This is a genomic window from Pseudonocardia alaniniphila, assembly GCF_022524485.1.
Taxonomy (GTDB): Bacteria; Actinomycetota; Actinomycetes; order Mycobacteriales; family Pseudonocardiaceae; genus Pseudonocardia; species Pseudonocardia alaniniphila.
Genome location: NZ_JAKXMK010000024.1, coordinates 1 through 20253 on the forward strand (window position 1 = coordinate 1; position 20253 = coordinate 20253).

The following is a 20253-nucleotide window of genomic DNA, read 5'->3' on the forward strand; positions in this document are numbered from 1 at the left end:
GCCAGAAGGCGTGGTCTGTGGTCTCGGTGTCGGCTGTGCGTCCGTTGGTCATCGTGCTCACTTCTCCTCCAGATGTTCGCGATCTTCGAGATATGCGGACTTCTCCACGAATCGTGATCATTTGCCGGGATCGTGCATCTGTGGCAGCGTCTCTTCCCCGCCGTGGCGGTCGCACCCGTGAAAGTCCCGGAGCGATGCCCCGGGGGTGGGCCCCGTGTCGCGGGACCCGGGGTTGAGCTGACGCGGAGGCGTGTCACCCGCGCTTCCGGCGCATCATTGGAGGTCACGATCGTTCTCGACCCCCCGATGGGGACGTACGACCACCTGCAGGGCGTACTCAGCGTGGAGTTCTCACTCCTCGAGTACGGCGATTTCGAGTGCCCGTACTGCCGCAGCGCGGCCCCCGTGATCCGAGAGCTGAGGGAGCGTCTCGGCGAGCGCATGGTCTTCGGGTTCCGCCACTTCCCGCTGGCCGAGATACATCCCTTCGCCCTGCCGGCCGCCCTCGCGTCGGAGGCTGCGGCCGTCAAGGGCCGGTTCTGGCCGATGTACGACCGGCTCATCTCGGGTGACGAGCCGCGGCTACGGCAGGAGGACCTGCGCCGCTACGCGGAGGAGATCGGCATCCCGCCGGAGCACGTGGTGTGGCCCGCCACCCAGTTCGTGGAGGACCGGGTGGAGGCCGATTTCAACTCGGGTGTCCGCAGTGGGGTGCGGGGCACACCCACGCTGTTCGTCAACGGAAAGCGGTACCACGGGACCGTGTCCGTCGGCGACCTGCTGACGGCGATCGAGAAGTCCGCCGGGCACGCCGAGAAATAGCGAGCCGACGCGGAAAACCGAACCGCACGATTCGAGAAGAATTCCTGGCCGAGATCACTTGTTGTGCCGGCTGGATCATGGTCATACGCTCTCGATCATGCCTCGGCACATTCTCGTGGCGGCCTCCCGGCGCCTTCTCGGCCCATGGAGAGAGATCGTCACGATTCGACACGCCGCTGTTGTGTGCATGGTCGTGGCGGTGATGCTGTGGATTACGTCGGCCGCCGCCGCCACGACACCCACACCGGCTGCCACGACATGGGAGTCCGACAAGCGCACCGAGCTGTTCTTCGGCGGCACCAGGCGGGACGACAGTGCGATCACGCCCGCGGAGTTCGAGATGTTCCTCGACAAGGACGTGACACCCGCCTTCCCCGAGGGCCTGACCTGGCTGCCCGTCCATGGCCAGTGGATGGGCGGCAAGCAGGACTCCTACCTGCTGATCCTGCTGTACCCGGACGACAACCGGCGGGCCGACCAGGACATCGAGGAGATCCGGTCCGACTACAAGAGCCAGTTCGGGCAGGAGTCCGTGCTCCGCGCGGACAGCACCGAGCGCGTCTCGTTCTAGGGACGGATCTTCGGTGCTCCTGGTCGCGCCCGGGCGCTCTATCGGCGGTCGCGCCGGCTGAATTCTTCGAGAAGGCTGAACGCGGCGGGCCGGACAGCGGCGATGACCTCGCCGTACTCGGAGATCTCGCTCATGAGCCGGGACACGTCGGGATTGCGGGGGGAGGCCCACGTGGTGGTGTTGCCGTCGACGAAGCAGACGATGTCGTAGTCGGCGCAGTCGCGATCGGACCGGTCGCGATCGGACCGGTCGTGATCGGACCGGTCGCGATCGGTTCCCCGCGATCGGTCTCCGACGCGGGTGACATCCACGGTCCAGCCCTCTGCGGTGAAGACGGACAACGGATCGTTGCCGCCGCCGTCCGCCGGGGCCGCGGTGAGGACGAGGAGGGCTCGGTGGGGTCGTTGTGGTGTCGTCATGGGCGGTCCTTCTGTCAGTGCTCCGGAGACCGGATCACGTGAGGCCTGTCCGGTGGTCCTGGATCTTCCGTCCGAACAAACCACTGACGTGCCGTTTCGCTCGTTCGAGCCTGACCGGGTGATAGAGGAGATCGGACCCGGAGAGTCACTGGTTGCCCTACCGGTCGCACCCGGGGTTGACCCCGGGCATCCCGGGGTTAGGCATCTCGAATGATCCGATGCGTAATCTGATCGAGAGGCCGGGCATACGCCGCTCGATTGGTAGGAAATACCCGATGGAGAGCCTACGGCGCGATCCGGACGAATTTCCGTCTGGTGTGGCGGAAGTATCGGCGAATTGTGGTTGCTCCGTTCGACGTATGGTGGAGGCGGTAATACACTCGCGATCTGTGTTGCTTTCACGGCGGTCCGTAGTCTCGCCGGACCGATCCGGTTCGGGCGCGTGGGCCAGGGCGGGCGGTGGCGCGGAGCTGCGCAGTGTGTCGAAGAGATATCCGGGTGTCGAGGCGCTCGTCGATTTCGATCTGAGGGTTGCCGAGGGCGAGTTCGTTGCGCTCGTCGGGCCGAGCGGGAGTGGCAAGACGACCGCGATGCGTTTGCTGGGCGGGTTCGAGCGGCCGGATTCCGGAAGCGTCTGGATCGGCGGTCGTGACGTCACGTGGTTGCCCCCGCAGAAGCGCGAGGTCAACACCGTCTTCCAGAACTACGCGCTGTTTCCTCACCTCTCCGTGGCCGAGAACATCGGATACGGCCCGAGGCTGCGTGGGGTGAAGGCCAGGGAGAGGCGCGCCTTGGTCGCCGGGCTCCTGCAGCTCGTGCAGCTCGAGGGTGTGCAGGAGCGGCGGCCTGCCGAGCTGTCGGGTGGCCAGCAGCAGCGGGTCGCCATCGCACGGGCTCTCGCGAACGAGCCGGCTGTGCTGCTCCTCGACGAGCCGCTGGGTGCGCTGGACTCCCGGCTGCGCGGGGATCTGCAGATCGAGTTGCGCAGGATCCACCGGGAGCTGGGCACGAGCTTCGTCTATGTCACACACGACCAGGACGAGGCCTTCGCCCTCGCCGACCGCGTCGTGGTCGTGCATGCGGGCCGCGTGGAGCAGCAGGGCAGCCCCGCCGAGATCTACGACGGCCCCGCGACGCTCTGGGCGGCGCGCTTCATCGGCGCGCAGAACTTCGTGACCGGACGGGTCGACGCCGTCCGCGGCTCGCGGTGGAGCATCGCCACGGACGTCGGGTTCCTGCATGCCGAGCACGCACACGGAACCCTCGCCGTGGGCGAGCCTGTCGTCGTCGCGGTGCGCCAGGAGCGGGTGGCGATCGAACCGAGCCCATCCTCCGCGGTGGACAACGCCGTGCCCGTGCGGGTGAACGAGGTCGTCGAAGTGGGTCCTGAGCTGCGGGTATCGGCGTCGACGCCCGGTGGCACGGCCTTTGTCAGCACAGCCCCGAGGTGGGGCAGCCACCAGAACCCCGGTGTCGGTGATGACGTGGTGGCCCATTGGCCCGCCGCGTCGGCGCACGTCTATCCCTCGTGATGAACGGTAGTCCTCGATGACCTTGCGCGACCGGAGAGGCAACGGGCCGACCGCCCGTTCCGCCTCCTCACTTCGGCTGACCCGCCGCAGCTTCCTCGGTGCCGCCGGAGCTCTGTCGGCCACCGCGTTCCTCTCCGCCTGTGGCGGCTCGGGTGGCGGTTCGGGTGGCAGCACTGCCCAGGCGTCGGAGATCGACATCTACAGCTGGGCCAACTACTTCGCTCAGAACAACCTGGCCGGCTTCACGTCGGCGACCGGTATCACGCCGAAGATCAGCACCTACGACTCCAACGACACGCTCTCGGCCAAGCTCAACAGCCCGGCGGGCACGGGGTTCGACCTCGTCATCCCGACGTCCGGATGGATTTCCGAGTACGCCTCCCGTGGCCTGATCCAGAAGATCGATCAGGGCAGGGTCGACCTGTCCGCGCTCGATCCCGCGCTGCTGAACCGGGAGTACGACCCGCACAACCAGTACTCGATCCCGAAGGACTGGGGGGTGTACGGCGTCATCTACGACCCGCGTGCGGTGGGCGGGGACATCACGTCGTGGCAGGACTTCCTCGACGCCGGTGAACGCCCCGGTGTGCAGGGCAAGATCCGGTTGGCCACCTCGGGATGGGAGAACGTGGCGATCGCGCTTTGGGCCAACGGCGAGGACTGGAACACCACTGATCAGTCGGTGATCCGGGCCGGCGGCGAGCGCATGAAGGACTGGGTCACCAAGACGAAGCCGCAGTTCACGAGCGCCAATGTCGATCAGATCGTCAACGGGTCGATCGTGCTGGCTGTGCACGACCAGTCGGGAGCGCGGCGTGCGATCGAGCAGAACCCCGCGCTGCGCTGGGCGGTTCCTGCTCCGACGAGCGAACTGTGGGTCGACTGCTATGTGATCCCGAAGGGCGCCCCGCACGTCGACGCGGTCTACAAGTTCCTCGACTACGAGCTGACGGAAAATGCGCAGATCACCGACACCCGGTTCATCGGCTACCCCACAGCGCTCGCCGGCCTGCGCGACAAGCTGCCCGCCGGCACCGACAACGTCGATCTCATCTTCGGTGGTCCCGGGGTGGACCTGTCGAAGCTCAGCACCTTCGTCGTGAACCCGGACACCGTGCCGATCTACCAGGACATCCAGACCGAGCTACATGCGCTGTCCTGATCCGGCGCCCCGCCGCCTGCGGGGGAGCGGGGCCGCTGTGCTGCCCCATCTGCTGGCCGCCGCGCCCGGGCTGTGGCTCACGGTCGTCTTCGTGGCACCACTGCTGGTGACCGTCGTCCTGTCCTTCGCCCACGCCGGCTTCGGCGAAGTGACCCTGGGCTTCACGCTCGACAACTATCGGATTGCGCTGAGCGGTCTGTACGCGCAGACCTTCGTACAGACGGTCGTGCTCGCCGTGGGCTGCAGCGCCCTCAGCGTGCTGCTGGGCATGCCGATCGCCTACTTCATCGCCCGGCACGCGGGACGGTTGGCCGGCCCGCTGCTGGCGGCGATCCTGCTGCCGTACTTCTCGAGCTTCCTCATCAGGGTGCTGTCGTGGCAGGTCATCCTCGCAAGCGGGGGCCCGGTCGACGTGGTCCTCCACTCGGCAGGCCTGCTGCACGCGCCGCTGGACCTCGTGGGCACCCGCACACCGGTGGTCATCGGCATCGTCTACGGCTACCTCCCGATCGCCGTCCTCCCGCAGTACGTGGTCTTCTCCCGCATCCCGCTGTCGACCACGGATGCGGCGGCCGATCTCGGGGCGGGGTCATGGCGCCGGTTCACCTCGGTGGTGCTGCCGCTCGCGCGACCCGGGGTGGCCACCGCCGCGCTCCTGACGGCCGTGCCGATGCTGGGCGAACTGGTGGTGCCACAATTGCTCGGCGGCGGCCGCGGCCTGCTGCTCGGGCAACTCGTGCAGTCGCAGTACGTCCAGTCCCAGAACTACGCGCTGGGTTCGGCGATCGCCGTGCTGATCCTGGCGGCGGTCGGCGTGCTGGTCGCCCTCCTGCTGCGCCTGACTCGCGGCTTCGACGAATCGCCGCCATGACGAGCGTCCGGTCCACCCGCACGGCCCTGGGTGTCGTCTGCGCCCTCGGGCTCGCCGTGCTGTACCTGCCGCTGCTCGTCTCCGTCCTCTACTCGTTCAACGTGGGCGTCGACGGCAAGCAGACCGCTCGTCTCACGGGCTGGTCGCTCGGGGCCTACGCCGACGCGTGGCAGGACGATTCGCTCCGCACAGCGGCACTCACCGGGCTCCAGGTCGCCCTCGTGGTGGCGGCCGTCTCCGGCCTGCTGGGCTCCGTATGGGGCTACTCGATGGTGCGCCATCCATCGGCACGGGTGCGCCGGGTGCTGGCCGGCCTGGCGTATCTGCTGGTCATCATGCCCGAGGTCGTGCTCGCCATCTCGCTGCTGCAGTTCGCCGGCAGGGTCGGCATCCCGCTCGGCTTCCTGACCCTGGCCGCCGCGCACACCCCGGTGACGATGGTGGTCGTCGCGCTCATCGTCCGGGCACGGGTGCTCACGCTCGATCGCCGGCTCGAGGATGCGGGGCGCGATCTGGGCGCGTCCGAGCTGCGGATCCTCGGCGACATCGTCGCTCCCGCCCTGCTACCGGCCGTGCTGACCGGCACCGTGCTGGCCTTCACCTTCTCCTTTGACGACCTCGTCATCTCGGCCTTCCTGACGACACCGTCCGTGAACACGCTGCCGGTGTACCTCTACAGCAGCCTCAACTACGGCACGACGCCCGCGGTCTACGCAGCCACCACGGCCGTGCTCGCGCTCACGATCGTTGCACTCGCCGTCGCGGGCCTCCTTCACCGCCGATCAGCCCGGCGGCGGCCGCGGGCGCTGCTGGTCCCGGGCGATTCGCGTATGGATGCGCGCCAACCTCTGCCGGCGAGCCGCCTGTCCGCATAACGTCGCGGCCATCCGTGACGCCGCATGAGGAGGCAGAGATGACGACTTTCACCGACGAGCGAGCGGCCGATGCGCGGGATTCCGTTGTCGAGCCGAGACGGCGATCATGATGATCGGGCAGGCACTCAACCGCGTCGAGGGCCCGTTGAAGGTCACCGGAAAGGCCACCTACGCCTACGAACAGTGGGACGAGGGCGGCGTTTCGCCCCTCTACGGTTTCATCGTCGGCGCGACGATCGGCAAGGGCCGCATCACCCGGATCGACACCGCTCGCGCCGAGGCCTCGACCGGCGTGCAGATGGTGATGACCCATCACGACACACCGCCGGAAGGCAGCCCGGATCACTCCGCTCGCCTCGAGTTCTACCGGGCGTTTCCGGCGCTGAGCGGTCCCGATGTCCATCATTACGGGGAGCCGGTGGCCCTGGTTGTCGCCGCGACGTTCGAGCAGGCACGGGCAGCGTCACACCTGGTGGATGTCGAGTACGCCGCTGAGGCGGGCAGGTACGACTTCGCCGCGTTCCAGGATCAGGCGTACGCCCCGGCGAAGCTGGTTTTCGGGATGCCCGTCGACACCACGGTGGGTGATTTCGCTGCCGGGTTCGATGCCGCCGAGATCAAGCTCGACCAGCGATACACCACTCCGTACGCGTTCTCTCTGCCGTTGGAGCCGCATGCGTGTCTGGCGGTGCCGCGGGGCGACGATCTGATCCTCTATCTCAGCACCCAGATCGTCGACGCGGCCCGTACATCGATCGCAGCCACCCTGCAGATGGACGCGGAGCGGATTCACATCGTCACCCCGTACGTCGGCGGGGGATTCGGGTCCAAGCTGAGGATCCATTACGAGACGATCCTGGCGGCGTTGGCGGCCCGCGCGTTGTGCCGGCCGGTCAAGATCGCGCTGACCAGGCAACAGACCTTCCACCTCGTCAGCCTCCGTCCCACGTCGAGCCAGCGGGTGCGCCTGGGCGCGGGACGGGACGGGCGGCTGGTCGCGATCGCCCACGAGGCCACGATGCACACCAGCCCCGAGGCGGAGTTCGTCGAGGCGACCGCCGTCACGACGCGCAGCCTCTACGCCGCGCCGGACCGGTTGACGAGCCACCTGATGGTCCCGCTGGATCTGGTGCGGGGTGAGTCCGTCCGGGCGCCGGGTGAGGCGCCGGGCCTGCTGGCGGTGGAGTCGGCGATGGACGAGCTGGCCCATGAGCTCGGCATGGATCCGGTGGAACTGCGGATCCTCAACGAGCCCTCCGTCGATCCCGAGCGTGGTGTGCCCTACAGCGAGCGGAAGCTCGTGGAGTGCCTGCGGGAAGGCGCCCGGCGGTTCGGCTGGGAGCGCCGCAGCGCTGAGCCCGCGAGCGTGCGCGACGGCCAGTGGCTGGTCGGGTACGGCATGGCCACGGCCATTCGCCGACACTCCCAGACAACGGCCACGGCACGGGTCCGACTCGAAACCGACGGAACCGCCGTCGTCGAGTCGGACATGACGGATATCGGTACCGGTACCTACACGATCCTGACCCAGGTGGCGGCCGATGGACTGGGACTGTCTCCTGAGCGCGTGCGGGTCGAGCTCGGCTCGTCCGAGTTCCCGGTCAGCATGGGGTCGGGCGGGTCGTGGGGAGCAGGCAGTTCGAGCACCGCCGTCCACCGTGCCTGTGCGGCTTTGCGCGAGAAGGTGCTGGCCGCGGCGTGTGGCGATGCGGGCTCCTCGTTGCACGGCCGGGACGCAGCGGACGCGGTGTTCTCGGACGGCAGGGTGAGCATCGACGGCGCCTCCGAGGGGCTCCGCGAGATCGTCGACCGCCTCTACCCCGAAGGGATCGAGGCGGAGGGATCGGTTCGCTTCATGTCGGACGAGCCGAACTACCAGAAGTACGGGATCCACACCTACGGGGCACAGTTCGCCGAAGTGGGAGTCGACACCGACACCGGGGAGATCCGTATGCGCCGGATGCTGGGCGTGTTCTCCGCGGGCCGCATCCTCAACGCGAAGACCGCGCGTTCGCAGTTGGTCGGCGGCATGATCTGGGGCGTGAGCGCGGCCCTCGACGAGGAGGGCGTTGTCGATATGCGGAGCGGCGCGTTCATCAACGCGGATCTTGCGCAGTACCTCGTGCCCGTCCACGCCGACGTTCCCGAGGTGGACGCCGTCATGCTCGACGGATTCGACGACAAGGCCAACGCTCTCGGCGCGAAGGGCATCGGGGAGCTGGGAATCTGCGGAGCAGGCGCGGCCGTCGCCAACGCCGTCTTCAACGCCACCGGGGTGCGCGTGCGCGATTTCCCCATCACGATCGAGAAGGTGCTACCCGGCCTGCCGCAGATCGACGTCTGATTCGACGCGGCGCCTGGATCGAACTGCGTTCGTGTCACCCGTTGGTCGGGGGCACAGCCTCCCGGGAAACGGTGAGGATGGCGATGTCGTCGTGGACCAGGTCGCGGCCGACCAGCTGAGCCATGATCACCGCACAGAGCCGCTCCGCGTTGTCGGTGGTCATCGCCTCGCAGAGCCGATCGAATCCGTCGTCCAGCGATGCACTCCGCCGTTCCACGAGCCCGTCGGTGTAGAAGCAGATGCTGCTGCCGGGCGTGAGGCTGGCGGCGGTGGAATGCCGCGGCCAGTGCGGGTCGACGCCGAGCGGCAGGTCGTGGTGGACCTCCAGGAGGGCGGCGTCGGCGCCCGGCCGGGCCACAGCCGGCGGGGGGTGCCCGGCGGTCGAGATCAGCAGCGTCTGGTGGTCGAGTTCGAGCGTGGCGCAGAGGACGGTGGCCAGCGTCGTCGATTCGAAGTGCCGGATGTGCTCGTCGACCTTGGCGAGGATGAGCGCGGGATCGTCGAGCTCCAGCGCGCAGGCGCGCACCACCGTGCGCAGCCTGCCCATCGTCACCGCCGCGGTGAGGCCGCTACCCGCGACGTCGCCCATCACGAGGCACAACCGGCCGGACGGGAGCGCGAAGACGTCGTACCAGTCGCCACCCACCGAGCCGTCGCCGGGCACGTAGCGGGCCGCGAACTCCAGGCCGGGTACGGACGGCAGTGCGGCGGGCAGCAAGCTGCGCTGCAGCGCGGCCGCGGCGGTGCGATCGGTGTGCGACAGCCGTGCCTGGGTGGCGAGGGCGACGCGGTCGCCGACGAGCTGCAGCAGGTGTGTGTCCTCCTCGGTGAAGCGCCGCGGGTGCAGGGTGCCGACGTGCAGGACGCCCAGGACCCTGCCCTCGTTCAGCAGCGGCACCCCCAGCAGTGAGCGGATGCCACGGCGGAGCAGGAGCGGGTTCTGCACGTTGCCGGTGTTGACCTCGTCGAGGACGACCGGTTGTTTCTCCGCTGCGATGCGGCCCGCGAACCCCTTGCCGAGGGGAATGCGCACACCCTGCTGCACCTCCTCCTCGATGCCCCGCGCAGCTGTCGCGACGAGCTGGCTGCCGGAGGGGTCGAGCAGGAGCACCGCCGCGGTGTCGACGTCGAGGAGCAGGCGTACACGTTCGAGGAGCGCGGTGAGGAGATCCTCGACGTCGAGGTGCGCGAGGTCGGCGTCGGTGACGACCTCGATGCGGTGTAACCGCTGCTCCGGTGACTCCACCGGCGCATCCTCCAACGACATCCGTCGATGCTATCGACCGCACCGGAGATGCCATCGGCATCGCGGGAGGCGGTCGCTCGGACGGTGCTTTGTACACCAGGGCGATCTGATCGACCCGGAGAGGGGCTGACCGGATCGCGGTGACGATCTAGGGTCCTTTGGAGAAAGAACGCGGACCGGCCGGACGGTACAGACGGGCAGGAGATCGCCATGCACGAAATCGCCATCCCTCCGGAGATCCTGGAGCGCGTCGTCAGGCGATGCGGCACCGAGCACCCGTTCGAGGACCTGGACCCCGCCCGCACCGCGTTCGTCGTGATCGACATGCAGGTCGGCTTCATCGACCCCGAGATCGGCCACGCGGCCTGCCCGATGGCGGAACGCATCGTGCCCGCGGTGAACCGCCTGGCCGCCGCCGTCCGGGACGCCGGTGGCGGCGTCTTCTGGGTGCAGAACGTGTACGACGCAAGCTGCGACACGGAGTGGAGCGTCATGCGGGGCATGGCCACTCCGGAGGCGCGGGCCCGTCGCGGGTCCGCGATGACCGAGGGCAGCGCCGGGCATGCGCTGTGGCCGGCGATGGACGTGCGGCCCGAGGACCGGCGCGTGTCCAAGCGTCGCTTCAGCGCCTTCATCCAGGGCTCGTCGGACATCGTGGAGCGGCTGCGGGCGGAGGGCTTCGACACGGTGCTGATCGGCGGCACGGTCACCAACGTCTGCTGCGAGAGCAGCGCACGCGACGCGATGATGATGAATTTCCGCACCGTGATGGTGGCGGACGCCAACGCGGCGATGTCGGACGCCGAGCACAACGCCTCGCTCGCGGCCTTCTGGCACATGTTCGGGGACGTGATGACCGTCGACCACGTCATCGCCCGTCTGACCGCAGACCGCCTCGCAGGCGCACCGTCCACATGAGCCGATTTCATCCCAAATAATGGGAGGATCGTTGCAGGATGTGGACGCTCGGGTTGAGGATCCGGGTGTGCGTGCTGCTCAGGAGACCTACACCCACGGCCACGCGGAGAGCGTGCTGCGCTCGCATCTCACGCGGACCGTCGACAACTCTGCCGCGTATCTCGCCGGCCACCTGCAACCCGGCACCGCGGTTCTCGACGTCGGTTGTGGGCCGGGGAGCATCACCCTCGACATCGCCTCCCGGGTGGCTCCGGGGCACGTCCTCGGGATCGACAGCTCGGCAGGCGTCCTCGACGGTGCCCGCGCGCTGGCCGCGCAGGCCGGCGCCGGCAACGTGACGTTCGCGCCCGGAGACGTCTACGCGCTCGACGCGGCGGACGACTCGTTCGACGTCGTGCACGCCCACCAGGTGCTGCAACACCTCGGCGACCCCGTCGCCGCGCTCCGTGAGATGTTGCGGGTCTGCCGCCCGGGCGGCGTCGTCGCCGCACGCGACGCGGACTACTCGGCGATGACCTGGTACCCGGCCGACCCCAGGCTCGACCGCTGGCTGGAGATCTACCGTGCTGTCGCGAAGAGCAACGGCGCGGAGCCGGACGCCGCCCGCCACCTGCTGGCGTGGGCACATGCTGCCGGCGCCGGCACTGTGGTCCCCAGCGCTTCCGTCTGGCACTACGCCACTCCCGAGCAGCGGGCGTGGTGGGGTGGGCTGTGGGCGGATCGGATCCTCAGTTCCTCGATCAGGCAGCAGGCGCTCGACGGCGGGTACGCCGGCGCCGAGGAGATCGCCGACATCGCGGCCGCATGGCGGGATTGGGCCGCGCACCCCGACGGCTGGTTCGCCATCGTGAACGGCGAGGTGCTCTGCCGCCCGTGACCACGGAGCGGGTTCCACCGCTGGTCGCTTGTACGATCGAGGAGTTCGGTCAGCGTCCGATGAGTGAACAAGCTGCGAAAAGCGAGGCTGTGATGGCGTCCGGAGCGGCCGGCACACAGGCCATCGAGATCGAGTTGTCGGCCATGATCGGCCACCTGCTTCGCGCCTGCCAGCAGCTCCATGTCGCCATCTGGTCCGAAGCCTTCCCCGCCGGTCTCACGTCCCCGCAGTTCGCCGTGATCCACGCGCTGGCCACGGAGGGCGAGCTCAACCAGACGACACTCCGGTCGCGCGCTCGTCTGGACCGTTCCACCGCGGCCGACGTGATCCGCCGCCTGGCGGCGCGGCGGCTGATCAGCCACGTGAAGGATCCCCGCGACGCCCGGCGCCGTCTCGTGCGCCTGACCAACGCCGGGCGGGCGGTGCATGCCGAGGCCGTCGAGCGTGCGTTGCAGGTCAACGAAACGATGCTCGACGGGTTCGACGACGCGCGGCGTACGCAGCTGGTCTCGCTCCTGAACGAGCTGCTCGACAACCACCGCGGGCTCCTGGGCTACCGCGACGACGACTGAGCTACGGCTCCCGTTCCGGCTGTTCCGGCGCCGGCGTCACCAGTCCGGCTGTTCGTGCCCGATGGCGAACCGCAGCGTGCTCTGCGACGGCGAACTGGGCGAGTTTCCAGAATCCGTCAGCATGCGGACGAATCTGGTTGTCGTTCAGTGAGTGACGTCGGCTGTGCTCCTTCGCACATTTCTCGCTGTGTTCGGCGATCATCAACGGAGTCGCGGATCCCTGCAAAACTCCAGCTAGATCGGGCCTGGGGGGGGCTGCTCGGAAGTGCGCCGTGACGTGGTCTCAGCTGGTCGCGCCCTGGCCGCCTCGTCGTGCCTTGACGTCAACTGGAGTCGATCCTAATTTCATCCGTATGCTGACGACAATGGTGAGCCTGGTCGGCGTCCCATGAGCCGCCCGGAACGCAGTGAGTTCCTCGTGATCGGTGGGGGTATCGGAGGCCTCACTGCGGCGCTCGCCCTGGCCCGGGCGGGCCGCCCGGTCCGCGTACTGGAACGGGCGGCCCAGTTCGGTGAGATCGGAGCGGGCCTGCAGGTGGCGCCCAACGCCTCTCGGGTGCTCGACCGCCTCGGCGTCCTGTCCGACGTCGTGCGCGACGCGTTCTTCCCCAGCCGGCTCGTCCTGGGCGACGCGATGACCGGCGAGCCGATCACGGCGTTGGAGACGGCCGACGCGTTCCGCGAACGGTTCGGTCACCGCTACTTCGTGACCCACAGGGCCGACCTTCACCGCGCCATCCAGACAGCGTGTGAGGAGAGCGGGCTCGTCGAGTTGCTGCCGTCGAAGCACGTGGTGCGCGTCGAGAGCCGGGAGGGCGGAGCGCTGGCCGCCTGCGCCGATGGCACCGAGTACGAGACCGCAGCGCTGGTGGCAGCCGACGGGCTTCACTCGACCACCCGCGACATGCTGATCGACGACGGCGCGCCCGTGGACTCCGGCTACGTCGCCTATCGCGGCACGGTGCCGGTCGAGGCCCTGGCCGAGCACGGCGGGCTGCGCGTGCCCGACGGCATGGTGATCTGGGCCGGTCCGGGTCTGCACCTGGTGCAGTACCCGGTGCGCCGCGGCGCGCTGGTCAACCAGGTCGCCACGTTCGACACACGCCGATACCCGTCGGAGGAGGACATCGGCAGGCAGGTCGACCGCGTCTTCGAGCGAACCTGTGCCGCAGTCGCCCACGGTGTCGGGCTCATGGATCACTCGCGGCGCTGGCCGATGGTGGACAGGGCTCCTACGGGCGGGTGGACCAGCGGACGCATCACGCTCGTCGGAGACGCGGCGCATCCGATGCTCCAGTACCTGGCACAGGGCGCCTGTCAGGCGATCGAGGACTCGGTCGTGCTCGCGGACAGCGTCACGGCGCATCCCGGGGACGTCGACGCCGCGTTCGCGGCCTACGAGGCCCTCCGCTTCCCGCGAACGTCCCGCGTCCAGACCACCGCCCAGACGTGGGGCGACATCCTTCATGTCGACGGCGTCAGCGCGATGATGCGGTCGGCGCTGCTCTCCCCGCGGGCGGGAGACGACTTCGGCATCGTCGACTGGCTCTACGGATACGACCCGACCAGCGTCGCCCGGGAGAATCTGCTCGCGCGGTGACCGCGACATCGGCGTGATGCCGATCCCGGCCTCGGAGGAAGGGGCTCGGCCATTTGCTTTCAGCCAGGCTGCCTGCGTATTCGGACGCACAAGCGGCGGTCGGACAGCTCAGCGGAAATGGATGTCGCTCAGGTTGATCCCGCCCATCAGGTGGTCGAGGTTCACCGTGCCGTCCGCGTCGGTCCGGTGGCGCGCCGCCTCGACGGGAGCCGCATGCCGTCGGCCTCCACGATGTCGTGGACGTACTGCACCCCGGCGAATCCGTTCGGTTGAGATGAGTTCGCCGAACGCTCGGGCGTGCGCTCGATCGACTCCATCCCATCCCACGCGGACGTTGCGAGCCAGTGCATCGCGTGAGTGGGATCAGGCGCTCGGAAATGCCTGAAAATGGTATTGGACCAGGCTCTCCGGGCGAATCAGTAGTGCTGCCGAAGTGGGGCTCAGTCCGCCAGGGCCGTGCTGTCGGGCACCACGATCGCGAAGATGTCGGCCAACGCGGCGAGGCTCGCGATCTGCAGAGCCGCCGCGCTGACCACCTCGCCCGTCACCGGGAGCGGTCGGGTCGCGGTGGCAGCGGCGACCACCGCCGGGGCGTAGCCGAGGTTGAACGCGCCGCGAGCGGTGGAGTTGATGCACATGTGCGTCATGAAGCCGGCGAGCACCAGGTTCTTCGCACCGCTCGCCTTGAGCCGTTCGTCCAGATCGGTGCCGATGAACGAGTTCGGGTGGTTCTTGACGATCACGGTCTCGCCCTCACGCGGCGCAACCGGGCCGGCGATGGCACCGATCTCGGCACGGATGTCGTAGGGCGAGCCTTCACCCCCGTCGTGCTGCACGTGTACGACCGGGATCCCGGCCGAACGCGCGCGGTCCAGCAGCGTTGCGCCCTCCTCGATCGCACGCGTGACGCCGTCGAGTTCGAGCGGGCCGCGCGTGTAGGTGTTCTGGAAGTCGATCATGATCAGCGTCGAGTCGGCGAGCTGCGCAGGTGCGCTCGGCAGGCCGCTGAGGGCACGCAGGGTCGTGACGTCGGGCGTCGGGCAACCTCGTGGCGGACGTGCGGGGGCGGCGCGCGCCGATCGGTGGAGCTGTGCTTCGCGGCTGCGCACACCTCGGACGAGGTCCATTCTGCGACGTTCCCGGCGTGGGCGCGCCGCCACTGTGGTCAGGTACCACCCGGCCCGGACGCCATGCTGTTGTGTACCGCCCCGCGCGGTCGGCCGGGGATGGCTGCCACCACGACGAACGCGTCGCCGTCGCCCCCGTGGAACTTTGGCGGGGGCGACGACGACGTGGGTCAGACGGTGATCGGAACGACAGTCGTGGGTGCGTCCGCGGTGGTGGCGGTGACCTCTTCGAACTCGGTCATGTTGTCGAGGTTGGTGCCCATCGCGATGTTGGTGACCCGCTCGAGCACGATCTCGACGACGACCGGGACCCGGAACTCCTCGGCCAGCTTCTTGGCCTCCTCGAGTGCGGGCAGGATCTCCTCGGGCAGCGACACCCGCAACGCCTTGCAGCCCAGTCCCTCGGCGACCTTGACGTGGTCGACGCCGTAGCCGTTGACCTCCGGCGAGTTGATGTTCTCGAACGAGAGCTGGACGGCGTAGTCCATGTCGAACCCGCGCTGAGCCTGGCGGATCAGCCCGAGGTAGGCGTTGTTCACCAGGACGTGGACGAAGGGCAGGTTGAACTGCGCGCCGACGGCCAGCTCCTCGATCATGAACTGGAAGTCGTAGTCGCCGGTGATCGCGACGACCTGGGCGTCCGGGTCGGCCTTCACGACGCCGAGCGCGGCGGGCACGGTCCAGCCCAGCGGCCCGGCCTGGCCGGCGTTGATCCAGTGGCGCGGCTTGTAGACGTGCAGGAACTGGGCCGCGGCGATCTGCGAGAGCCCGATCGTGGAGACGTAGACGGTCTCCGGACCGAAGCTGCGGTTCATCTCCTCGTACACGCGGTGCGGCTTGATCGGCACCGTGTCGAAGTGCGTCTTGCGCAGCAGCGTCCTCTTGCGCTCGTCGCACTCGTCGATCCACTGGCTGCGGTCGGGCAGGCTCCCGGCCGCGGCACGCTCGCGGGCCACCGTGACGAAGAGTTCCAGCGCGGCCTTCGCGTCGGAGACGATGCCGTAGTCCGGGGCGAACACGCGCCCGATCTGGGTCGGCTCGATGTCGACGTGAACGAACTTGCGGCCTGCTGTGTAGGTCTCGAGGCCGCCGGTGTGCCGGTTGGCCCAGCGGTTGCCGATACCCAGGACGAAGTCCGAGGCCAGGAAGTTGGCATTGCCGTAGCGCTGCGAGGTCTGGATGCCCGCCATTCCCGCCATCAGGCGGTGGTCGTCGGGGATCGTGCCCCAGCCCATGAGGGTCGGGACGACCGGCGTGCCCGTCAGCTCCGCGAACTCCACGAGCAGATCGGAGGCGTCGGCGTTGATGATGCCGCCGCCTGCCACGATGACCGGGCGCTCCGCTGCCGCGAGCATGGTGAGCGCCTTCTCGATCTGGGCGCGGCTGGCGGCCGGCTTGTAGACCGGGAGAGGTTCGTAGGTCTCGATGTCGAACTCGATCTCGGACAGCTGGACGTCGAGTGGCAGGTCGATCAGAACCGGACCCGGCCTGCCCGAACGCATCAGGTGGAACGCCTGCTGGAACGCGCCGGGTACCTGCGCGGGCTCCAGCACGGTCATCGCCATCTTGGTCAACGAGCCCGCGACCGTTGCGATGTCGACGGCCTGGAAGTCCTCCTTGTGGAGCTTCGCGACCGGCGCCTGGCCGGTGATGCACAGGATCGGGATCGAGTCGGCGGAGGCGGAGTACAGGCCGGTGATCATGTCGGTGCCGGCGGGGCCGGAGGTCCCGACGCAGACGCCGATGTTGCCGGCCTTCGCGCGCGTGTAGCCCTCGGCCATGTGCGCCGCACCCTCGACGTGCCGGGCGAGCGTGTGGCTGAGCGTTCCGTCGGCGCGGACCGCCGAGTAGAACGGGTTGATCGCGGCACCAGGCAGGCCGAACAGGTCGGTCACGCCCTCCTTGCGCAGGATCGCGACGGCGGCGTCGACTGTCCTCATGCGGGGCATGGGGGCTCCTCTCAGGAGGTGTGGGACTCGCCGGCGCGGCCGGAGAGCTCTTCGACGGACTTGAACAGGGCCGAGTGGTCGAGACCGCCGTGGCCTTGCGCGTTCAGCGACGCGATGAGCTGCGCGACTGCGGCACCGAGCGGGATGACCACGCCGGCCTCGCGTGCCGCATTGGTGACGATGCCCATGTCCTTGTGGTGCAGGGCGATCCGGAAGCCCGGGGCGAAGTTCCGTGAGAGCATGTTGCCGGCCTTGCGCTGCAACACCGTGCTGCCCGCGAGCCCGCCGCCCAGCACCTTGACCGCCGCTTCGGTGTCGACGTGGTGGGCCTCGAGGAAGACGATCGCCTCGGCGAGGAGCTCGATGTTGCCGGCGACGATGAGCTGGTTGGCGGCCTTGACGGTCTGGCCCGAGCCGGACGGCCCGACGTGCACGATCGTCGCTCCGACCGCGTCGAAGACCGGCGCGGCGAGCGCGAAGTCGTCCGCCGAGCCACCCACCATGATCGACAAGCTGCCCTCGATCGCGCCGGCCTCACCGCCGGAGACGGGCGCGTCGAGCACGCGCAGGCCACGTGCGGCGCCGACCTCGGCCATCCGGCGCGAGACGTCCGGCAGGATCGTGGAGAAGTCGATCACGAGGGCGCCATCACGGGCGTTGTCGAAGACACCGTCCTCGCCGGTGAGCACGAGCTCGACGTCGGGGGAGTCGGGGACCATGACGGCGATGACGTCAGCGCCCTTGACGGCCTCGGCGATGTTGCCGGCACCGCGGCCGCCCGCGGCGGCGACGGCCTCGATGGCCGCAGGCTCGAGGTTGTAGCCGACGACGTCGAAGCCGGCCTTGACGAGGTTGATGGCCATCGGGCGGCCCATGATGCCCAGCCCGATGAACGCGATCGTCTGCTTGGTGCTGCTCACGGTGTCCTTCTCCAAGAGTTGTCGTGGCGTCGACTGGTGCCGGGTGTCAGTGCGCTCCGCGCTGGTCCCTCGGCAGCCAGCCGAGGCTTTCCACCGTGTTGCCGCTGGTGGGCTTGTACTCCAGCGAGACCCAGCCGTCGTAACCCCTGGCACGCAGGTCCTCGAGCCGGGAGAAGAGGTCGAGCTCGCCGGAGCCGGGCTCGCCGCGGCCGGGGGTGTCGGCGATCTGTACGTGGGCGATGTCGGCGAAGTTTGCGGCGATGGCGGCGTCGAGGTCGTCGCCATTGCTCGCGAGGTGGAACAGGTCGCAGAGGAAGCCGACGTTGTCCGCACCGGCGGCGTGGACCCGATCGAGCACCGTGCGCACGTCCGACGCGGTCCGGAGCGGGTACGGCTTCGGGCCGCTCACCGGCTCGACGAGGACCGTCGCGCCGAACTCGGCCACGGCGTCCGCCGCGAACACCAGGTTCTCGACGGCGAGGTCGTCCTGCTCCGCGGGGGTCGCATCTGCGACGCGGACGCCGTACAGGGCGTTCAGGCCCCGGACGCCGAGCCGCGCGCCGATGGCCGCCGCCACCGCGACGTTGTCGCGGAACTCGGTGGAGCGCTTCGGGATCGACAGCGCGCCGGCGTCGGGCCCCGCGAGGTCGCCCGCGAAGAAGTTCAGGCCCACGAGCGCGACCCCGGCGTCCTCGATCGCGGTGACGAACGCGTCGACCTCGGCATCCGCGGGCACGGCCTCGGGGAACGGCCACCAGAACTCGACCGCATCGAAGCCCGCTGCCTTCGCGGCCGCGGGGCGTTCGAGCAGTGGCAGCTCCTGGAATAGGAGCGAGCAGTTGGGCAGGTAGCTGAGCTGCGGCGCACCCATGATCCACCAACTTCCGTACAGCGGAATAAAACTTCCCGAATACTGTATGGAAGGTAGGGCCGTCCCGGCGGGCGTGTCAACCGTGGGTCCATGGGAACGGGCCGTGAGCTGCGGCGATGCGCGCGATCGCGGATCCATTTCCATTCCGCTTCGTGGAAGTGGCAGAACCGACGCCCTTGCGCGGGTCGGACGAACCGGCCCGAGCGGCGACTACGGCGGCCGGCGCGGAAGGTGGATACGGCGACCGGCCGGCCCATCCAGGCTCCGTCGCCGAGGGCGCGATGCGTTGATCAACACTTCGGGCCCTGCAGCAGCACATGACCCGGTTCTCGACCCCGAAGCGGTGATCATGCAATGAGCCCCCGGTCGATCCCCGGCCTGAAGGCTCCACTCCCGGGAACTTGCAGCGAGCCTGTCGCCTGGCGGGCCGCACCGCGCGGGCGATCGACGAAGCCGACGCGCGATGCCAGGGCGACTATCGCCCCAGAACCTGGCTTCTGGCCGGCCGGTCAGCCTCTTGATCAACTTTTCGGGCCCCGTGGCAGGGCATGGCCCGGCTGCCGGTTCCGAACCGATGATCATGGGGAATCCGGCGCCCTCGCCCTCGCCCCCGCCCGCGGCCTCGACCCCGACCTCGACCCCGCCCGCGGCCTCGACCCCGACCTCGACCCCGACCTCGACCCCGACCTCGACCCCGACCTCGACCCCGACCCCAGCCTCGGGGTCCACCGTCCGGTCGGCGGCGACCCGTTGTCCGGGGTGATGCCGGGCCGGCCTTCACCCCTGGGCCTGGCATGTGGCCACCCTGCGGGGCTTTGATCAACTCTTCGGGCCCCGTGGCAGGGTATGGCCCGGCTGCCGGTTCCGAACCGATGATCATGGGGAATCCGGCGACCCCGGCCCCGGCCCCGCCCCCCGGCCCCGGCCCCGGCCCCGGCCTCGGGGTCCACCGTCCGGTCGGCGGCGACCTGTTGTCCGGGGTGATGGCAGGGCGACTATTGCCCCCGGACCTGGCTTCTGGCTGGCCTGCCGGCTCGGTTGATCAACACCTCGGACCCTGTGGCAGGGCACGGCCCGGCTGCCGGTTCCGAACCGATGATCATGGGGGATCCGGCGACCCCGACCCCGGGGTCTACCGTCCGGGCGGCGACCCGTCGTCCGGGGTGATGCCGGGGCGCTCTCGCCCCCCGGACCGGCGTCTGGCAGGCGGCCCGGCCGTTGATCAACTTCTCGGGCCCTGTGGCAGGGCATGACCCAGCTGCCGGTTCCGAACCGATGATCATGCGGAATCCGGTGCTCCCCGCCCTTGGCCTCGGCCTTGGTGATCCAGCGTTCGGAATCGGCGGTGGCCGGTTGCCTGGGGTGATGCCGGGGCGACTATTGCTCCCGGACCCGGCTTCTGGCCGGCCTGTCAGCCTCTTGATCAATTTTTCGGGCCCCGTGGCAGGGCATGGCCCGGTTCTCGACCCCGAAACGGTGATCATGGCGAATCCGGCGACCCGGCCCCTGGCCGCGCAGGTCCACCGTCCGGTCGGCGGCGACCCGGCGCCCGTGGGGGATTCCGAGTCGGCAGTCTC

At 69.1% G+C, this 20253-nt stretch carries 18 protein-coding genes; 11 read left to right on the forward strand and 7 right to left on the reverse strand.

What is annotated here, in order from left to right:
• Positions 1-306 precede the first annotated feature (306 nt).
• Positions 307-822 carry a DsbA family protein gene (locus MMF94_RS26010; RefSeq protein WP_241039815.1) on the forward strand — a complete coding sequence of 172 codons (516 nt, stop codon included), beginning with the start codon at positions 307-309 and terminating at the stop codon, positions 820-822.
• 97 nt (positions 823-919) lie between these two features.
• A complete protein-coding gene (locus MMF94_RS26015) occupies positions 920-1393 on the forward strand; it encodes a DUF3574 domain-containing protein (protein WP_241039816.1) in 474 nt (157 codons plus the stop codon).
• Between the two features lie 38 nt (positions 1394-1431).
• On the opposite strand, the gene MMF94_RS26020 is transcribed toward MMF94_RS26015, so the two are convergent.
• Positions 1432-1812: a type 1 glutamine amidotransferase family protein gene (locus MMF94_RS26020; RefSeq protein WP_241039817.1), complete on the reverse strand. Its 381-nt coding sequence runs from the start codon at positions 1810-1812 to the stop codon at positions 1432-1434.
• 479 nt (positions 1813-2291) lie between these two features.
• On the opposite strand from MMF94_RS26020, the gene MMF94_RS26025 reads away from it, so the two are divergent.
• The 5 genes from MMF94_RS26025 to MMF94_RS26045 all read left to right on the forward strand — a co-directional run bounded on the left by MMF94_RS26025 (position 2292) and on the right by MMF94_RS26045 (position 8596).
• Positions 2292-3344 (forward strand): ABC transporter ATP-binding protein, encoded by a 1053-nt coding sequence (locus tag MMF94_RS26025; protein ID WP_241039818.1) that lies wholly within the window; start codon positions 2292-2294, stop codon positions 3342-3344.
• Positions 3345-3360: 16 nt separating this feature from the next.
• On the forward strand, positions 3361-4506 hold the full coding sequence (locus tag MMF94_RS26030) for an ABC transporter substrate-binding protein (protein WP_241039819.1): 1146 nt from the start codon (positions 3361-3363) through the stop codon (positions 4504-4506).
• Positions 4507-4543: 37 nt separating this feature from the next.
• On the forward strand, positions 4544-5377 hold the full coding sequence (locus MMF94_RS26035) for an ABC transporter permease (protein WP_241039820.1): 834 nt from the start codon (positions 4544-4546) through the stop codon (positions 5375-5377).
• Positions 5374-6252 (forward strand): ABC transporter permease, encoded by an 879-nt coding sequence (locus tag MMF94_RS26040; protein ID WP_241039821.1) that lies wholly within the window; start codon positions 5374-5376, stop codon positions 6250-6252. The genes MMF94_RS26035 and MMF94_RS26040 overlap by 4 nt, the downstream gene beginning before the upstream one ends.
• Before the next feature lie 106 nt (positions 6253-6358).
• Complete coding sequence (locus MMF94_RS26045; protein ID WP_241039822.1) at positions 6359-8596, forward strand: xanthine dehydrogenase family protein molybdopterin-binding subunit; 2238 nt, start codon at positions 6359-6361, stop codon at positions 8594-8596.
• Positions 8597-8630: 34 nt separating this feature from the next.
• Here MMF94_RS26045 and MMF94_RS26050 read toward each other — a convergent pair whose 3' ends face one another.
• Positions 8631-9863: a PP2C family protein-serine/threonine phosphatase gene (locus MMF94_RS26050; RefSeq protein WP_241039823.1), complete on the reverse strand. Its 1233-nt coding sequence runs from the start codon at positions 9861-9863 to the stop codon at positions 8631-8633.
• A gap of 189 nt (positions 9864-10052) precedes the next feature.
• On the opposite strand from MMF94_RS26050, the gene MMF94_RS26055 reads away from it, so the two are divergent.
• The 4 genes from MMF94_RS26055 to MMF94_RS26070 all read left to right on the forward strand — a co-directional run bounded on the left by MMF94_RS26055 (position 10053) and on the right by MMF94_RS26070 (position 13809).
• Complete coding sequence (locus MMF94_RS26055) at positions 10053-10760, forward strand: isochorismatase family protein (RefSeq protein WP_241039824.1); 708 nt, start codon at positions 10053-10055, stop codon at positions 10758-10760.
• Positions 10761-10827: 67 nt separating this feature from the next.
• Positions 10828-11637 (forward strand): methyltransferase domain-containing protein, encoded by an 810-nt coding sequence (locus MMF94_RS26060; RefSeq protein WP_241039825.1) that lies wholly within the window; start codon positions 10828-10830, stop codon positions 11635-11637.
• Positions 11638-11729: 92 nt separating this feature from the next.
• Positions 11730-12209 carry a MarR family winged helix-turn-helix transcriptional regulator gene (locus MMF94_RS26065; RefSeq protein ID WP_241039826.1) on the forward strand — a complete coding sequence of 160 codons (480 nt, stop codon included), beginning with the start codon at positions 11730-11732 and terminating at the stop codon, positions 12207-12209.
• A gap of 388 nt (positions 12210-12597) precedes the next feature.
• Complete coding sequence (locus MMF94_RS26070; RefSeq protein ID WP_241039827.1) at positions 12598-13809, forward strand: FAD-dependent monooxygenase; 1212 nt, start codon at positions 12598-12600, stop codon at positions 13807-13809.
• Positions 13810-13970: 161 nt separating this feature from the next.
• Here the strand turns inward: MMF94_RS26070 and MMF94_RS26075 are convergent, their stop codons facing one another.
• The 5 genes from MMF94_RS26075 to MMF94_RS26095 form a co-directional block, all read right to left on the reverse strand.
• A complete protein-coding gene (locus MMF94_RS26075; RefSeq protein ID WP_241039828.1) occupies positions 13971-14126 on the reverse strand; it encodes a hypothetical protein in 156 nt (51 codons plus the stop codon).
• Positions 14127-14249: 123 nt separating this feature from the next.
• Complete coding sequence (locus tag MMF94_RS26080) at positions 14250-14936, reverse strand: cysteine hydrolase family protein (RefSeq protein WP_241039829.1); 687 nt, start codon at positions 14934-14936, stop codon at positions 14250-14252.
• A gap of 170 nt (positions 14937-15106) precedes the next feature.
• Entirely contained in the window at positions 15107-16885 is a 1779-nt protein-coding gene (gene gcl, locus MMF94_RS26085) for a glyoxylate carboligase (protein ID WP_241039830.1), read from the reverse strand.
• 11 nt (positions 16886-16896) lie between these two features.
• Positions 16897-17805 carry a 2-hydroxy-3-oxopropionate reductase gene (locus tag MMF94_RS26090; RefSeq protein WP_338104366.1) on the reverse strand — a complete coding sequence of 303 codons (909 nt, stop codon included), beginning with the start codon at positions 17803-17805 and terminating at the stop codon, positions 16897-16899.
• 46 nt (positions 17806-17851) lie between these two features.
• Positions 17852-18676: a hydroxypyruvate isomerase family protein gene (locus tag MMF94_RS26095; RefSeq protein WP_241039831.1), complete on the reverse strand. Its 825-nt coding sequence runs from the start codon at positions 18674-18676 to the stop codon at positions 17852-17854.
• Positions 18677-20253: the final 1577 nt, after the last annotated feature.

Excerpts from the sequence above, each read along its gene's own strand:
- MMF94_RS26015 (WP_241039816.1), top strand. The coding sequence starts at position 920 with ATGCCTCGGCACATTCTCGTGGCGGCCTCCCGGCGCCTTCTCGGCCCA.
- gcl (WP_241039830.1), bottom strand. The coding sequence starts at position 16,885 with ATGCCCCGCATGAGGACAGTCGACGCCGCCGTCGCGATCCTGCGCAAG.
- MMF94_RS26055 (WP_241039824.1), top strand. The coding sequence starts at position 10,053 with ATGCACGAAATCGCCATCCCTCCGGAGATCCTGGAGCGCGTCGTCAGG.
- MMF94_RS26010 (WP_241039815.1), top strand. The coding sequence starts at position 307 with ATGGGGACGTACGACCACCTGCAGGGCGTACTCAGCGTGGAGTTCTCA.
- MMF94_RS26070 (WP_241039827.1), top strand. The coding sequence starts at position 12,598 with ATGAGCCGCCCGGAACGCAGTGAGTTCCTCGTGATCGGTGGGGGTATC.
- MMF94_RS26065 (WP_241039826.1), top strand. The coding sequence starts at position 11,730 with ATGGCGTCCGGAGCGGCCGGCACACAGGCCATCGAGATCGAGTTGTCG.
- MMF94_RS26040 (WP_241039821.1), top strand. The coding sequence starts at position 5,374 with ATGACGAGCGTCCGGTCCACCCGCACGGCCCTGGGTGTCGTCTGCGCC.
- MMF94_RS26080 (WP_241039829.1), bottom strand. The coding sequence starts at position 14,936 with ATGGACCTCGTCCGAGGTGTGCGCAGCCGCGAAGCACAGCTCCACCGA.
- MMF94_RS26075 (WP_241039828.1), bottom strand. The coding sequence starts at position 14,126 with ATGGAGTCGATCGAGCGCACGCCCGAGCGTTCGGCGAACTCATCTCAA.
- MMF94_RS26095 (WP_241039831.1), bottom strand. The coding sequence starts at position 18,676 with ATGGGTGCGCCGCAGCTCAGCTACCTGCCCAACTGCTCGCTCCTATTC.
- MMF94_RS26050 (WP_241039823.1), bottom strand. The coding sequence starts at position 9,863 with ATGTCGTTGGAGGATGCGCCGGTGGAGTCACCGGAGCAGCGGTTACAC.
- MMF94_RS26030 (WP_241039819.1), top strand. The coding sequence starts at position 3,361 with ATGACCTTGCGCGACCGGAGAGGCAACGGGCCGACCGCCCGTTCCGCC.
- MMF94_RS26020 (WP_241039817.1), bottom strand. The coding sequence starts at position 1,812 with ATGACGACACCACAACGACCCCACCGAGCCCTCCTCGTCCTCACCGCG.
- MMF94_RS26045 (WP_241039822.1), top strand. The coding sequence starts at position 6,359 with ATGATGATCGGGCAGGCACTCAACCGCGTCGAGGGCCCGTTGAAGGTC.